General features: G+C 53.9%; 15 protein-coding genes. 4 read left to right on the top strand and 11 right to left on the bottom strand.

Features of this window, described 5'->3' with window-relative positions; translation table 11 throughout:
• The first annotated feature begins 144 nt into the window (after positions 1-144).
• Positions 145-1,281 (top strand): IS5 family transposase, encoded by a 1,137-nt coding sequence (locus LOC70_RS12935; RefSeq protein ID WP_315857260.1) that lies wholly within the window; start codon positions 145-147, stop codon positions 1,279-1,281.
• Between the two features lie 10 nt (positions 1,282-1,291).
• Here LOC70_RS12935 and LOC70_RS12930 read toward each other — a convergent pair whose 3' ends face one another.
• Both LOC70_RS12930 and LOC70_RS12925 read right to left on the bottom strand, forming a co-directional pair.
• Positions 1,292-1,711, bottom strand: coding sequence for an SMI1/KNR4 family protein (locus tag LOC70_RS12930; RefSeq protein WP_230254003.1), 420 nt, complete (start codon positions 1,709-1,711; stop codon positions 1,292-1,294).
• A 98-nt stretch (positions 1,712-1,809) separates the two neighbouring features.
• Positions 1,810-2,106 (bottom strand): hypothetical protein, encoded by a 297-nt coding sequence (locus LOC70_RS12925; protein ID WP_230254002.1) that lies wholly within the window; start codon positions 2,104-2,106, stop codon positions 1,810-1,812.
• Between the two features lie 42 nt (positions 2,107-2,148).
• On the opposite strand from LOC70_RS12925, the gene LOC70_RS24295 reads away from it, so the two are divergent.
• The gene (locus LOC70_RS24295; protein WP_255716057.1) at positions 2,149-2,271 is read left to right on the top strand and encodes a hypothetical protein; all 123 of its coding nucleotides are present in this window, start codon (positions 2,149-2,151) and stop codon (positions 2,269-2,271) included.
• A gap of 227 nt (positions 2,272-2,498) precedes the next feature.
• Here the strand turns inward: LOC70_RS24295 and LOC70_RS12920 are convergent, their stop codons facing one another.
• Positions 2,499-3,059 (bottom strand): DUF7738 domain-containing protein, encoded by a 561-nt coding sequence (locus LOC70_RS12920; RefSeq protein ID WP_230254001.1) that lies wholly within the window; start codon positions 3,057-3,059, stop codon positions 2,499-2,501.
• 977 nt (positions 3,060-4,036) lie between these two features.
• On the opposite strand from LOC70_RS12920, the gene LOC70_RS12915 reads away from it, so the two are divergent.
• Positions 4,037-4,438 (top strand): hypothetical protein, encoded by a 402-nt coding sequence (locus tag LOC70_RS12915; protein WP_230254000.1) that lies wholly within the window; start codon positions 4,037-4,039, stop codon positions 4,436-4,438.
• A 485-nt stretch (positions 4,439-4,923) separates the two neighbouring features.
• On the opposite strand, the gene LOC70_RS12910 is transcribed toward LOC70_RS12915, so the two are convergent.
• The 3 genes from LOC70_RS12910 to LOC70_RS12900 all read right to left on the bottom strand — a co-directional run bounded on the left by LOC70_RS12910 (position 4,924) and on the right by LOC70_RS12900 (position 7,723).
• A complete protein-coding gene (locus tag LOC70_RS12910) occupies positions 4,924-5,559 on the bottom strand; it encodes a hypothetical protein (protein ID WP_230253999.1) in 636 nt (211 codons plus the stop codon).
• A gap of 118 nt (positions 5,560-5,677) precedes the next feature.
• A complete protein-coding gene (locus LOC70_RS12905) occupies positions 5,678-5,959 on the bottom strand; it encodes a hypothetical protein (RefSeq protein ID WP_230253998.1) in 282 nt (93 codons plus the stop codon).
• Positions 5,960-7,189: 1,230 nt separating this feature from the next.
• Positions 7,190-7,723 carry an SMI1/KNR4 family protein gene (locus tag LOC70_RS12900; RefSeq protein WP_230253997.1) on the bottom strand — a complete coding sequence of 178 codons (534 nt, stop codon included), beginning with the start codon at positions 7,721-7,723 and terminating at the stop codon, positions 7,190-7,192.
• Positions 7,724-8,474: 751 nt separating this feature from the next.
• Between LOC70_RS12900 and LOC70_RS12895 the strand changes: the two genes are divergently transcribed.
• Positions 8,475-8,723 (top strand): hypothetical protein, encoded by a 249-nt coding sequence (locus LOC70_RS12895; RefSeq protein ID WP_230253996.1) that lies wholly within the window; start codon positions 8,475-8,477, stop codon positions 8,721-8,723.
• 661 nt (positions 8,724-9,384) lie between these two features.
• On the opposite strand, the gene LOC70_RS12890 is transcribed toward LOC70_RS12895, so the two are convergent.
• From LOC70_RS12890 to LOC70_RS12870, 5 genes are all read right to left on the bottom strand, one after another.
• Complete coding sequence (locus tag LOC70_RS12890; RefSeq protein WP_230253995.1) at positions 9,385-9,885, bottom strand: DUF2262 domain-containing protein; 501 nt, start codon at positions 9,883-9,885, stop codon at positions 9,385-9,387.
• A 1,729-nt stretch (positions 9,886-11,614) separates the two neighbouring features.
• Positions 11,615-12,253 (bottom strand): hypothetical protein, encoded by a 639-nt coding sequence (locus LOC70_RS12885; RefSeq protein WP_230253994.1) that lies wholly within the window; start codon positions 12,251-12,253, stop codon positions 11,615-11,617.
• 134 nt (positions 12,254-12,387) lie between these two features.
• The gene (locus LOC70_RS12880; protein WP_230253993.1) at positions 12,388-12,804 is read right to left on the bottom strand and encodes a hypothetical protein; all 417 of its coding nucleotides are present in this window, start codon (positions 12,802-12,804) and stop codon (positions 12,388-12,390) included.
• An 88-nt stretch (positions 12,805-12,892) separates the two neighbouring features.
• Positions 12,893-13,540: a hypothetical protein gene (locus LOC70_RS12875; RefSeq protein ID WP_230253992.1), complete on the bottom strand. Its 648-nt coding sequence runs from the start codon at positions 13,538-13,540 to the stop codon at positions 12,893-12,895.
• A 9-nt stretch (positions 13,541-13,549) separates the two neighbouring features.
• The gene (locus tag LOC70_RS12870) at positions 13,550-14,068 is read right to left on the bottom strand and encodes a hypothetical protein (protein ID WP_230253991.1); all 519 of its coding nucleotides are present in this window, start codon (positions 14,066-14,068) and stop codon (positions 13,550-13,552) included.
• Positions 14,069-14,783 lie beyond the last annotated feature (715 nt).

Raw genomic sequence — 14,783 nt, 5'->3', positions numbered from 1 at the left:
CGCATCAATCGGACGGATGCTCCGAAGACTTGCACCCGCTGGCGACCAACCTCCGTTCAAATATCGACTTACAACCTGAATCGGTTTCCGGATAGGCTCTAAGAGTGGAATTCATGGGCGGTCGCCATCCCATGCGCATCGTGGATGGCACGGACAATTGTTGGCAGGAACCATGAGAGGAAGACTCCGAGTACGCAAAGTAGTAGTGCGAGTGTGCGATGCTTCATTCAGTCGTACCGTGGACTCGGTCGAGGGGCCGAACCTCTCATTGGGCGAACGGCGGCGATCACCCGGTCGCCGCGAGCGATTCTCCATCTGAAAACGCGCCGTCGGCGACTCGGCGTGCATCGCATGGTTCTGCCTCATCCTAGGCACTGTCCCGTAAATGGTCTTTCCGCTATCGGGCACATTTGGCAACCTCCCGAGTGGCCTACCAAAGCAACTCAAGGAGGAAGCCAAATGTCTCGACATGATCTCACAGAAAGTGCTTGGAACGCAATCCAACCTCTGATGCCAGCAATTGGCAGCAAGACTCGGCGAGGCCGGCCCTGGTCTGATCATCGAAAACTCGTCAATGGTATCATTTGGATCTTGCAGACTGGTTCGCCGTGGCGTGATCTTCCAGCCGAATTCGGCAATTGGAAAACGGTCTACAACCGATTCCGACGCTGGGTTATCAGTGGACTGTGGGACCAACTTTTCCGTCGGCTACTGCGTGTAATGGATGAGCTTGGAAACATCGACCGGACTGTCTGGTGTGTCGATGGCAGTGTCGTCCGTGCACACCGAGCGGCTTCTGGGATGGCTCCCCAGAGTGATGAAAACGACCGATTTCACGCACTGGGAAGGTCTCGCGGGGGATATTCGACCAAGCTTCACGTCATGACCGATTCCCGTGGCACACTTCTGGCGGTGACTCTAACGGGGGGCCAAAAACATGAGTCACAAGAGTTTGAGAATCTCTATCAGAATTGCCAAGTCAGCGTTCACTTTCATCGCAATCGGCCGACGGCCATTGCGGGGGACAAGGGATATAGCTCCAAATCAATTCGCAAGTCGATATCGCGGAAAGGAATTCAAGTTGTGATCCCTACTCGATCAAACGAAGTCGCAGTTGAGCCCTTCGACAAGGATGCCTACCGTCAACGCAATATTGTGGAGCGACTCATCGGCTGGTTGAAGGAGTCGCGTCGTGTTGCCATGAGGTTTGATAAACTTCCGGACTCGTACCTGGCATTTATTAAGATCGCAGCCATCCGAAGAATGCTGAAACGTATTTAAGGGACAGTGCCTAGTTTGTGTCGGCATCAATGTCGTCGGGTTCAATGATCGGTGTACCCGCCATGAGCTTGGACGCAAAGTCATCGAATGACGGCGAGAGCTCCCGAAAGTCGTCCCATTGGAGTGAGGTCGCGGGAATGTCACCAACCGCCCCTGTTCCCTCATCACGAATGTCGATTGCATAGAGTTCTCCACAGCCATCAGTGCCGATGCCGAGTAGTCCCGGCGCGAACTCGTCGAATCCGTATTCCTCACTACATTGCAGCACTTGCGGTAGTGGCCACATCCATACCAAGCCGGAACCAATCGATTCGATGTCCATCTTCACCGCGCCATGTTGACGGTGGAAATCGACAAACGATTGCGGCACGTTCTTCGGGCAAGCCGCAACGAAGGCATCAATCTCGGTTGGGGTTGGAATCGAAGTCATCGCTTCATTGTGGCAGAACGCTACCCGTCACCGGGCCGGGAGAGTAAAGTCGACCATTGCAAAAACGGCCGAAAGCCCGGCTCCGGTGCACGGTATGGTTATCCACCGTCTTGGGGAATTCGTTTTAGTGTAAAGTCTCGATCAAGCTTCAGATCGTAAAACTCGGGTATTGTGACGTCGATGTCCGCGTGTAGCACCACACGATCGGCGGTCATCGCTTTGATATTGACAGTCGATGAATGGATTTCAGAATTCGCCACGAGCGATCCGATGTGATCACCGAATGTATAGGCGGTGAATTCCCCCGGCAACATAAGTGTGTATCGCATGTCGTGCGGATGAGACTCGCCTTGTCGATCTGGCGGTACCGGTGAAAGCGTGATTTTATCACCCACGGCCACATCTTTCGGAAGTTGGATAACAACTTCATACCCTCCATGTTGTCCATATTTCGTGTGTTGCGGGCGTTGATGATGAAGCACAACGCAACTTCCCAAACCGAGTATCTCGCCAGCGTATCGCCAACCATGTTCCCATCGCTGAGCCGCAATCCCGTTTGACCTCTCATTCCAGTAGAAACGATCAACAGATCGATTTGTGTCTTGGAGACTATACCAGTTCCACGCACAGAATACCGCCGCCGAGAACGCGGCGAGCAGCAAAAGCGTACGAATTGAGAAGCGTGCGTTCAAATCATTCCATCGGATAACGCCTGCGATAACCGGGTGGCCGCGGTTGATCTTCCATCTCTAAACGCGCTGCCGGCCACTCCGCGTTCATCGCTTGGTTATCCGTCTTCCGGATCGTCGTCGGGGTTAATAGTAAGCTCTCTTAGGGACTCGATATACTCAGCGACGACTTCGCCGCCTGGCCAATACCCGATATGGCATGTCGTGAGCGTATCGTCCTGATTCAATCCAGCAGCGTCCAATTCTTGACGTGTTGAACGTGCGTTGATTTCCTTGTCGAAATAGCGAAAAGTGCCTCGGAACGGCGTTTTCGGCGCGAACGCGTAACTAAGCTCTGAAAAGGCGATGGTTAAACAAAGGACAGGGCCATCTTCCGTCTTCTGATACGCAAACAGGCCAAGAGAGTCCCATGTTGAAATGATGTATGCACGCCTTCGCTGGCGATCCGGTTCGCCAAATTTGGAAACCAACACCTTCATCGATAGTGGAAACTTGTAGGCTTTTCCTTCTACAACAAAGGCGCCATCACGGAAGGACAGCGATAGCTTCTTGACAGTTTGCTTTTCTGCCGCAGAAGGCGATTGCGCCATGAGACCGTCGCCGCTCGTGCAGGCTGTGAACGCCAGCGCTGCGAAGCCAACTTTCACTAAGGTCTTCATGCTGTTTTCATTCGGATAACGGTCAACATCACCGGGCGGTGGAAGCCAACGTGATTGGAAAGTGAAGTAGGTCTCCACCACCGCTCCGTGTGCATGCAATGGTTATGCGTTTCCGCAGCAGCCGTGCGCGATCGCGAGCATCGAGTGGAGCAGGTGTTCGATTGTCTGCCGAGCGATACATTTCGATGAAAGTCGGCGAGGTCATGAGCACTTAAGTGTCAGTCGGTTCAACGTTGATGAATGGTGTGCGCGGCGTCGAACGTCGTTTCGGCATGATTCGAGCGCAATCGCGAGCATGAATTTCACGCGGCATATCCGAGCACGAGATCATTCCAGTATCGAGCATCGGCTGGGTCGGTAGTAGGCACTGATCGCGAGCATGGATCTGAGCTTCTGTCTCACGCATAACGTTCGGCGTCACCGGGCGGTGGCGAGAGATGTGATTGGAAAGGTTACCAAGTCTCCACCACCGCTCCGTGTGCACGCAATGGTTATTCGGAGTGCTCTGGGGCAAGGCGACGATTGCGTCGAAAGTGAGCCCGTGTCGTATCGCGGCCGGCGTTGCAGGTGAAGGACAAGCCCCGCAGGGAATACGCAGGCGAGAATCGCATCACGTCCTGCAGGGAGAGCTACATGGGTTCGGATGTCAGCCGATCCTAGAGTTGAGACTGTCGATCGCAATCGTTAGCCTTCGGCCACATCGGTGGCGTGTGAGACGCGACTTCGGTTTCGACCAGTGAGTGCAGTGTACTGTCAGCAAATACGCCGCATGCGCAAGAAACGCGCAGGGTTGGGAATGGGCGAAACCGGATCGAGCACTGAACGTGGATACGTTCGGGTATGGGCGGAGATGTCAACCGAATAACGCTAATGTTTACCGGGCACGCGCCGGTAGACTTTTGATTTGCCAAAACGCCGGATCGCGTGCTCCGGTACAACATTTTGTTCACAGGTCGATGATGAAAACAGAGCAAGAAATGCGAGAAGAGACAGCCCCAACATTTGACACCGTCGAAGAGTTGCAAGGCTACATTACATCACTGGTTGAACGCGAGCACGACTACGGAACGTGTTGCTACGCGATGAGCCTAGCCGCAACAGCGGCGTTTAATTTCGTGGCAAGCAAGTTAGGTGTCACAGGATTTCAGGCATCTTGTGCGGACTTGGATATTCTCCGACGCACGCGGAACCTTGACGGCCCGTTCTTGATCCTCAAAGGCGAGGATGAGTTGTACCCACAATATGACAACCACAAGAAGCTCGAAGAATCACGGGAGTCATGGAAAGAGTGGATCGCAGAGCAAGCCGCGAAGAAGCTCGAAGACGTTGAGAACGCACACCCGGACGTTGTAGCACATTGGAAGAAACTCGCAGGTTAGATCCTGTGAACGGCAGCCGTCACCGGGCGGTGGCGAAAGATGTGATTGGAAAGTGTACCAACTCTCCACCACCGCTCCGTGTGCACGGCATGGTTATGCATTTCCGCGGCAGCCGAACGCAATCACAAGCACAGAGTGGAGTAGGTGATCGATTGTCAGCCGAGCGATTCATTTCGATAAGAACTGGTGAGATCACGAGCAATCGAGTGTCTGTCGGTTCAGCGTCGACGATCAATGGATGTGGCGTGGAGCTTTGGTTGGGCACGGAACAAGCGCAAACGCGAGCATGAACTTCACGCGGCATTTCGGAGCACGAGATCGTTCCGGCATCCAGCATTGGTCGGGTCGGCAGTGAGCACTGATCGCGAGTATGGATTTGAGCTTCTGTCCCACGCATAACGGCAGCGATCACCCGGCCGCCGCGAGCAATCAACCACTTGTGAAAACACTACTCGGCGGCTCGGTGTGCATCGCATGGTTCTGCACTATAGAATCATGCCGGTGATCGCGGTGCGAGCGTATTCAAGTACAACGGGGTTACCAGTCGTCGGCCTCTGGAGCCAATGTTTCAGCGTGGTTTTGGCTTCAGGAACATAAAATGCCCAGTGGCCGAGGCCGTGAATCGCAGAAACGAGACTATTGTCGTTGGAAGATGCAAGCGCTGAGTGCATCACATTAATCGCTGCGTCGATCATCGCCGGCGTTGCGTTACCGGGATAAAGCACGAAAACGTCCCAAAGCATGTAGCAAATGAAGCCCATTGGGCCGTCGCTTTGCTCGTTGCCAATACCTGTCACACCCGAGGTGCAGTGCCTGTCAAAGAAGTTTCGGTAGAGGTTCGTGAGATTATTTATCCCTTTGATTCTTCGGATCTCGTCGCACTCGGTGGTGTATAGAAACGGCAGGTCGCTGCAGCAATTTGAGTAGATCGTATTGATGCCCTTGCCTAGTTGGTCCTTTGAAAACCGTGAGTGGACATCCAGGTCCCGAAGTACCCGATCAACGTAATCGAACGCGACATCAGGTGGCACAGCGTAAAAGTCCTCCGAATGTTCGTGCATCACTGGATCGGCTTCGGGCGGAAGACCAAACAGCTCGTTCTGCCATTGTTCGTAGATCATGGATGCAGGTTTGTTGTCAGAACGTCACGCGTCACCGGGTACGCGCGAAAAATTCTCAATTTCAAAACCGCCCGACTCGCGTACTCCGGTGCACGCGATTGTTCACCGCTTTCTGGTTTCACGTCTCAATTGCAAGCGAATAGTCAAGCACTCTTGAGCAACGATCCAGTAATCCGAGTATCGTGCCCGTATCCCCATCCGGATAGTGCCCGATCAACGAATACATCGCGGGAGTGATGTCAAACGTAACGTAGTCATCCGAAAAATCAAAATCGTAGATCGAAACGCGCAAGATGACGCCAGATCGAGCATCATCAATCATCTGTCGTGGTGCGTCCAATTCAATGAGTTCAGCCACCATCCCCTCAACGTCTGGCTCGCTGATGTCGGACACTGACATTCGTTCGTTGAATTCGGATTGAAGACGATCGATCAGTTCGGCGTACGGAATTGGGGACGCACCCGATTTTGGACTAAGGCAAAATTTCACGTCGTCAATTCAGTCGGGGAACGATACGGATCACGTGGTCGCCGCGAACGACTCACCACTTCTATCGACTTGACTCGGCGACTCACGTGCATCCGATGGTTCCCCGAGTTCTCAGTCCTGCCAGGGATCCGATGTGCGCCTCGGCATTGATAGTTTACTGGAAAGCTCAGGAGGCAATGCAAGCTGAATCTCTTCGCACCCTGCTGACGCTACGACATGCATCACCTCCGGTACGCGTGCAAACTCTACTTCCGATTCGACCTGAATGAGTGTCCGCGGTTCGAGGAACCAACGCCTTCGCATAGATACGGCGTCTGAGATCAGCGGCTCAAGATCAACTACCGAACATGGTTGCGTCTCGAAAGTAAAGCTGCCGTTAGCGTGAGCGGTCATCCGAATTGTGCGTGAGGGACGAGCAGCGGCGACGGCGAAGAAGACCGCGCAGAGAGCAACGAACGCGAGTAAGCTAACAATCGTAAATCGTGCACTTGAACGTTTCATCTGCGTCGATGCTGCCGCCGGGGAACGGTCCCCGTCACCGGGCCGGGAAAGTTGATTGTCCATTCGTGACAGCACACAAGCCCGGCTCCGGTGCACGGGATGGTTCCCCGCCCGATGAGGATGCTCGAGGAGGCCGTGTATTGCACGCAAACAACCAACAAACGTGCGAGCCTGTAAAAGAAAGGGATGCAAGTGTGATCAGCGCAACGAGCGCCGCCATAGAGTTCTGGGCGATGCCAAGAATGGCGATGAGTTGCAGAAATGAGACGAACGCCAGAAGTCCCCAACCGATTATGCACAGAATCGTTGCGGTCCTATCGTTGCATCGGATCGCCCTATATTCAGTGTACGCCGGAATAACGAGTGATCCAGTTGACACGACGACGGCAATGGCCAAGGCAAGAGGTTCGTGCGTTAGCCAGTACAGATTCAGAAGTGTCCATCCCGCATAGGCAACGCCCGACAGGACGAGTGCGGCAGTTGTGATCTTCATGTACGTGGGCATAGTTTGCTCAATGAATCAATTCGGTTCCTGCGGTGTATCGATCGTCTGCCGGGGAACGTCTGGCATAACCGGGCCGCCGCGGTTGATGCTCCATTTGAAAACGCGATGTCGGCGGCTCCGCGTTCATGCCATGGTTACGTCTCTTCGTCGAACACTTCTTCCGGTTCAAGCCCACGAATGAACGTCTCGAAGTCTTTTGCGCCGAATGTGATTCTGTAGTCAGATTCCTGGTCCACGTGAACGACACTCGGTTCACCATCAGGTCCGCATTCTCGGTAATCCAGACAGATCATATCGTGACCAGCGGAAGGGCAATCGCCAAAGTAGATTCCGATAGCCGGATAGCCCCATTCTTCCATCCAGAATTTGCTGCCCGTCACACCACAGAGGGAACAATCTTTTTCGCTTCCAATGCCATGAATCCCTTCAATCGCAACGTGGTCTTCAGCCCATGAAGTTGGTTCGGACATGCGATAGCAGGAGTTTCGCGATATTCCGCCATTCTGAGTACGCATCAGCGCAACGTAGGACGCGGGAATCTTGAACCCTAGTTCACGTTCGACTCGATCGACGTCCGCATCCGTGAAAGGCTCGCCAACGTATTGTTCATCGGCGTACTCGCCCGGCTCCCGAAAATCGGACAAGTCAAAATCGTGAAAGGGTTCCATGCGAGTCTGAGATGTTCTTGGTCTTAGACGTAACGGTAGCGATATGCGGGCGGTGGCGAGCGATGTGACTGGAACGCCGAGTTGGTCTCCACCACCGCTCCGTCATCATCGCATGGTTATCGGGAACACTTTCGTGGATTCAATCGAGCGACTTAGAATCGTTGAGCGAGGCTCACGAGCGCACCGACAGCTGAGGAAGCGATAGGTACGATGTCAATAAAGACCATCAAACGATTGTATCAGACGTAATCGGCATCGTTCGCATAACCGCGACGAATGTTGAATGGTCGAGCGTCGGAGTGTGCCGAGCGACCGGCCGCAGTTTTGTCCGCCATCGTGTTGATCGTCGGTTGGTTTGACGTTCATGGTGTTGAACGTTTTCATTGTGTCATCGTTGCACCGTCGAGCGGCCGTTCGCGAGCATCAATGATGGCGTGGTGTGCAACTGAGATCGGCGTCACTACGTCCTGCATTCGTCGCCGCGATAACGGTACCGATCACCCGGTCGCCGCGAGCAATTTTCCATTTTCAAAACGCCCGGCTCGGCGACTCGGGTGCATCGGATTGTTCCCCGCTCTCGCGGTTTATGATGGATGTGAAATGCACGTCACCCGGCAATTAGCATCGCACACGCGCGACCGATGGTTGCCGACGCGAAGCCCGATGAAATGGCGTTGAAGACTATAGCAATCGCAATTGTGTGTGTCACAAACGATCCTCGTGATCGTACCAGGCCCAGTCCGAGCACCATGTGAAGAATCGGAAGCGCGACGACGCCAATCGTCGCGAGAATACAAATGGGACCGAGCAACCCATCTGTGATCGAAGCAACATTCTGATCTGCGTCAAAGGCGAATCGATACGCGGGAACAACGAATGCGAACACGAACGCTACAAACGCACACAGCAACAAAAGGTCGGCGACCCGAACAGGACGACGTTGTTCGTTCACGCTGACGATCTCAGTTGGGGAACGCCCAGCATCACCGGGCAAGGGTGACGTAGCGGAGGTGGTAAAATGGCGAAGCCAACCACCGGAGCGGCGACACACTTGCTCCGGTGCATGCCATGGTTATCCGCTTACGGTGGACGAGCGTGAGCAATCGTGGTTGTCGTAGTTTGAACGTAGTGTCCGAAATGGCAAAATAGACAATTTGGTGACGGATCACAATACGCGGGATCGTTGCAATCGTGGTCGTTTTTGCTTTGACGCAGCGTTGGCAACCGAGCGATAGACGAATAACAGACAAAGCAGCGAGCCCAAGCAATCAAGGGTGCTCAGTCATCTCCGGATTAAGGGCCGGTGCAAAACGGACGCCCCGATAAAGCACAGCGATCCAGTCACGAACGCGCCAAATGCGAGCCATCCTGCCGGTGATCCCGAAGGCGATTCCGACGCAGTCCCAACAGCCAAAACAGACACAATGATACACGCTACGCCGATTGACAGCAGCATGCGAATCGCACGTTTGCGCCAAGAAACGCTGGAGGCGTGAACGGTGCGTTCGTTCTGGGGCAACCGTGAAGTCATGGGTGAAACGGCATGGATTTCAGTCGGATAACGGTAGGGTTCAGCGGGGCCGCGCGAGCGACTCACCACTTTAAAAACGTCAACTCGCGGCCTCCGTTGCAACCCATGGTTACCCCAGTCCCGATCTCAGCTAGTCCACCCAAGCGTCAATCTCATCTTCAGTGGAAACCGTTGCGGTCACGCCATGGTCTGTAAACATCCCGTCAGCGTGAAACCCCAAGGTCACGAATTGTTCGGAATCTATCGCCAACGAGCACAATGATAATCGATCGGAAAATCTGCCGGCATCCAATGGGCCTTCGTCGCTCTCGTCCAGTTTCCGCCATTCTTTGTTGTAAAGGTCCAATAGATTGTCCGTGATTCGTGCGAGAATAGTTGATCTGCGTTGTGGCCATTCGTCTGTAATCTGCTTGGCACGGTCAATAGATGCTTGATTCGGTGCTTCTGGAGCTGAATCAAGGAAGAGGTCCACGGTATCGCCTGTTTCTGGTAGCTCGAAAGATCCCTCAAACCATGAGTATTCATCACGAAAAATGAGACGTCCAAATCGGGAATCTTGGAACTCGACGGGTTGTGAATCGTCGCCGGCAGGGAAGATGTCTCCGATCAGTTCGACGATTTGATCCAGCAACGAATCCGTCGCGTCTTCGTCGACGAAGGTCACCGTGACAGTCACGTCGTTTTCGGCAAAGGAAACCTCGGTGGTTAAGCATGGCAGTTTCTCGATGGCAGCTTGGAGCTTTGGGATTCCGTTCGCAGCATCCTCTTCGGAAACCTCAGCATGTAGCGTCAGGACTTGATGGTCAGGCAATTGATACTCCGATGGGGTAACGTTTGCGATATGCGGGCGGTGGCGAGCGATGTGATTGGAACGCCAAGTTGGTCTCCACCACCGCTCCGTCATCATCGCGTGGTTATCGGAAATACTAATGTTGAGCCAATCGAGCGACTCGAAACCGTCGAGTGACGATCACGAGCGCACCGACAGGTGAGGAAGCGATGGGTACGATGTCGATGGAGAACGTCGAAGGATTGTATCAGACGTAATCGACATCGTTCGCATCGTTTCCGGGAGTTTACGCAACGGTGACACGTTGGAGTCGCGGTGAGGCGATCGGTTGGCAACCGGAACGCAGCCCGTTCGTCCGAAAGGTTGACGACCGTTCGCATGACCGCGACGGATTCAACAAGCTCGAATGACATGATGTGTCGAGCGACCGATCACAGTTGTGGCGACCATTTTGTTCAGCGTCGATTGGTCCGACGTTCAAAGTGTTGAACATTTACATTGTGTCATCGTTGCGCCGTCGAGAGGCCGTTCGCGAGCATCAATGATGGCGTGGTGTTCAACTGAGATTGTCATCGCCACGCCCCGCGTGAGTCGCCGCGATAACGTTTGCGATATGCGGGCGGTGGCGAGGGATGTGATTGGAATGCCAAGTTGGTCTCCACCACCGCTCCGTCATCATCGCATGGTTATCGGGAATACTAATGTTGAGCCGATCGAGCGACTCGATACCGTCGAGTGACGATCACGAGCGCACCGACAGGTGAGGAAGCGATGGGTACGATGTCGATGGAGAACGTCAAAGGATTGTATCAGACGCAATCGACATCGTTCGCATGACCGCGACGAGTGCTGCAAGTTCGAGCGACGCAGTATGCCGAGCGACCGATCGCAGTTGTGTCGTCCATTGTGTCCAGCGTCGATTGGTTTGATGTTCGCTGTGTTGAATGTTTCCATTGTGTCATCGTTGAACCGTCGAGCAGACGGTCACGAGCATCAATGACGGCGTGGTGTGCAACCAAGATCGGCATCGCTACGTCCTACACAAGTCGCCGCGATAACGTTCGGCGTCACCGGGCGGTGGCGAGAGATGTAATTGGAAAGTGTACCCAGTCTCCACCACCGCTCCGTGTGCACGCAATGGTTATGCATTTCCGCGACAGTCGAACGCGATCAAGAGCATGGTGTGGAGTAAGTTTTCGATTGTCAGTCGAGCGATGCATTTCGGTGAGAGTCAGTGAGTTCACGAGCACGCGAGTGTCAGTCGGTTCAGCGTCGACCGGTAGTGTTTGCCATGTCGAACGTGGTTTCGGCATGGCTGGAACGCAATCGCGAGCATGAATTTCACGCGGCATTTCCGAGCTCAAGACCGTTCTGGTATCCAGCATCGGTTGGGCTGTCGATGAGCACAGAACGCGAGCATGGAGTTAAGGTTCTGTCTCACGCATAACGATTGCAATCACCCGGTCGCGACGAGAGATTGTCCATTTTCAAAACGCCCGACTTCGCGACTCGGGTGCATTGCCTGGTTCTGCCACTTCATTCGGCCACACAAACTTCAGCAATCTCCCAATCACAAATAGCCGCGAAACTCTGGATCTCCCTCGACGCTGTACGTTAGCTCGATCGAGCTTGAGTCACCATACATGATGATGCCAATATGAGACCTCAGCCGTGAAGATAGCTCGTCGGACGTGTCGATCTCAGGGTGGCATTTGACGAGTGCCGTGAGGATGTCGGGCCACAATTTCAAGTGGCGATCCGGAAGATCACGGAGAAGCTTGCGTTGCAGTTCGGTGGGGCCATTCTCATCCGCGCAAATATGAATGTGTGCCGATTCGAGTGGAGGGGCGTCGAAGGCAATGTCAGCGTCCCACGAATCGATGTAGTAGTTGAGCGTTCCCAGTTCGGTGTCATCAATCGATTTCTTGGGACTGCCGGTCACGCCGCATGGCTCGTCGAATTCACCAGGCGGCAGAATCCGAATTGTGTTTTCGTCACCGGTGGTAACGTCGGGTGACGGCCAGTCCGCATGATGTCGGCGATCCTTCGAGCCATCGAACATGCCGAGCCCGCCAATCTGCAGATCGTGGTTCAGGTCTTGTCCCGGATGTTTGACGTAGGTCACGCCGACAGTAAGCACACCGTCACCATTAATCCCAGAGATGCAAACACGTTCGCCGTTTTTCAGAATCTCAAATCGTGTTGACATTGGAGAGCTGATTTATCCTGGTGGCAGAACGTCACCAATCACCCGGCGGCAACGAGAGATTGTCCATTTGAAAACGCCCGACTTCGCCGTTCGGGTGCATTGGATTGTTCTGCCTTCGTCGGTAACGGAACCAATCAGAAGACGCCTTGTCCACCAGAATCTTCCCAGCCCTCGAAATCAATCAACCATCCAGCTTCTGCTGCCTGCAGCATCACGCTCCATTCTGCTCCGGTCGCTAAAGGATCTGTTGGTACCGAAATGCTAAACCAGTCGAAGGCTGGGTTCAGTGGAGTGTCCCCATAGCCATACGCAGATTTCATTTGAGCAATCCGGTTTAGGATTCGAGGCCAGATTTCTGACCAGCAGGTACGAATCGCGGAATAGTTTTCTTGCACTGTCGGATCGCTTGGATCATCGAAGCCGAAGCGCAGCATAGTGGTGGTTCCGTTTGGAAGTGACTCAGCCTGTTCAAGGTCCCATCCTTCGTATCCGGAACGGCGTTGGACCGTGCCCCAAAACGGATGATCGATTTGTTCGAGGATCTCGGACATATCAGCGGCAGAACGCTAAAAATCACGGGGAACGGGCGAAAGACTTGCAAGCAAACGAGAAAACGAACCACCCGTTCTCCCGTGCATTTCATTGTTCTGTGTTGTTTTCGCGGAGATGCCTCACGGATGCCCCAAAGCCTGGACCGCTGTACCAGCGTATCTCACGAATCAAACGGCTATTCACCGCAAATTTTCTTGGCTGTTCGGCATCAGATGATTCCAGCAAAATGTAGTCGCGACCAACGTGGTGCACCTTGTGAAGTTTGCCAGCAGTTGGTGACACGTGCAATTTCGGCTGACCAAGCTTTGCTCCTCGGGGAATGTCCGATTCTTTCTCCGCAAGCGATGTGCGAAATGCGGTGAGCACCGCAGTTCCTCGCTCCGCGACCTGCGGATGCTTGGCGAACAATTTGGGGATGTCCAGGCTGGCGACATCGCGTTCTATGTCCGCCTCTGCGTCAGTAACGAGCGTAACGATGTAGTCGTTTGTTTTGTCAATGCGTTTGAGGCCAATGAGGGTCTGGCCATCGATGAGGCCGACCATGTGATTTGGGTGATCTTCAGAGTAGGCCAGATCCGCAGCGCAAAACACGCTCAGTAGAATCAGGGTTAATCGAAGCGGCTTCATTTTAAACTCCGTAAACAGAACGGCAGCGATCACCGGGCCGCCGAAGAAACGATCACCATTTGCCAACCGCGTGTTCGGCGGCTCCGTGTGAATCGCATGGTTATCCACCTTCGTCGATCAGTGTTTCGTGCGTTTTTGCACGCAAAAAACGTAACTCAGCCAAGTAGTGAAGGCCAATCCAGTAGAAATAGGGACCGATGCAACCGCAGCGTCCAAAGTGTCTACCATGCCGGATCTCACAGCAAGCGTAGAAAGTGAAATTTGCAACCCGATCAATGCAAATCCGCAGACGATACAAGCCAGCCGAATTCTGGCGATTAGCACAGCAAACATCACGAGTGTCACATCAACCGAACCGAGCACGTTGTATTGCGCCTGACGCTTGAAATCGGGAAGAGCGGCTAGATCGAGTTGCCATTCGCGAAAAAAGTAGAATCCACCGATCCAATATCCGACAAACGCAATACCTACGATGAAAGGGATCGTGTTGGAGAAACGACTGGAAGGCGGGCCGGTTGTGGGGCGCGGAGCAGCGGATCGTGCTTGCGGCGGCTCGTATGGATTACGCAAGGTTAAGTCGTCAACCTCAGTCGGATAACGGCCCGCGTCACCGGGCGGCGGGAGCACGGCAACCATTTGTACAAGCTCTCCACCGCCGCTCCGTGTGCACGCGATGGTTACCCGCCTTTCACAGTAAGGCACGGTCATCAGGTCCGGTAGTGCCACATCGGAAAATTAGGCAGTCGCGAAAGAAGAGACAGTCCCAAGACACCCAATACCACGAAGATGGCAGTCGCGATGGCGTTCGCCGTCGGATGAGTCACGACGGAAGGCCTGCGGCATAGAAGCAAATAAACGCACACCAGAAGCAACGCAATCGGAAGTTCGAGCCAACGGTAAATGAGACTTGGAGCGATTTCACTGTGAAAGCATGAAATCGGCATGGTCAATAGCAATGAAAGACCCGCGATCCGAGCGAAACGGCCGAATAGAAGGAGGAGGCATGAGGCGGTGGTCGCAAGCCCGTAGTCAATCGGACGCCCGGCTATGTCGAGCATTCCTTCATAAAGCCATCGTGGGAGCGTCCGGTGCAGATTCCAGTCGTCAACGCCGAACCACAGAACACATTCGTATCGAACGTCAATCGTAAGGTAGTTTGCGTAGCCGTTGATGCCGACAGCAAGTATCGCAAAGCAAGGAAACGCTAACAGCTCCGCGATCGAGTATCGCATCGGCGAGTTGGAGTCTTAGAACCTATCCGAAAACCAATTTGGCATGAAAAGAGCGGACCATCCTTGAGTTGGTATTTCACAGGTACTCAAATTCAAGGAGGGCCCGCCATGGATGGGCA

The sequence above is a fragment of the Rhodopirellula halodulae genome (assembly GCF_020966775.1).
In the GTDB taxonomy this organism is placed as follows: domain Bacteria; phylum Planctomycetota; class Planctomycetia; order Pirellulales; family Pirellulaceae; genus Rhodopirellula; species Rhodopirellula halodulae.
Note: the sequence above shows the minus strand (reverse complement) of the source record. Positions and strands in the feature narration are given on the sequence as shown.

Coding starts and splice junctions, on each gene's coding strand:
- LOC70_RS12935 (WP_315857260.1), top strand. CDS start 145: ATGGCACGGACAATTGTTGGCAGGAACCATGAGAGGAAGACTCCGAGT.
- LOC70_RS12930 (WP_230254003.1), bottom strand. CDS start 1,711: ATGACTTCGATTCCAACCCCAACCGAGATTGATGCCTTCGTTGCGGCT.
- LOC70_RS24295 (WP_255716057.1), top strand. CDS start 2,149: ATGTTGTCCATATTTCGTGTGTTGCGGGCGTTGATGATGAAGCACAAC.
- LOC70_RS12920 (WP_230254001.1), bottom strand. CDS start 3,059: ATGAAGACCTTAGTGAAAGTTGGCTTCGCAGCGCTGGCGTTCACAGCC.
- LOC70_RS12915 (WP_230254000.1), top strand. CDS start 4,037: ATGCGAGAAGAGACAGCCCCAACATTTGACACCGTCGAAGAGTTGCAA.
- LOC70_RS12910 (WP_230253999.1), bottom strand. CDS start 5,559: ATGATCTACGAACAATGGCAGAACGAGCTGTTTGGTCTTCCGCCCGAA.
- LOC70_RS12905 (WP_230253998.1), bottom strand. CDS start 5,959: ATGTCAGTGTCCGACATCAGCGAGCCAGACGTTGAGGGGATGGTGGCT.
- LOC70_RS12900 (WP_230253997.1), bottom strand. CDS start 7,723: ATGGAACCCTTTCACGATTTTGACTTGTCCGATTTTCGGGAGCCGGGC.
- LOC70_RS12885 (WP_230253994.1), bottom strand. CDS start 12,253: ATGTCAACACGATTTGAGATTCTGAAAAACGGCGAACGTGTTTGCATC.
- LOC70_RS12880 (WP_230253993.1), bottom strand. CDS start 12,804: ATGTCCGAGATCCTCGAACAAATCGATCATCCGTTTTGGGGCACGGTC.
- LOC70_RS12870 (WP_230253991.1), bottom strand. CDS start 14,068: ATGGTTGCCGTGCTCCCGCCGCCCGGTGACGCGGGCCGTTATCCGACT.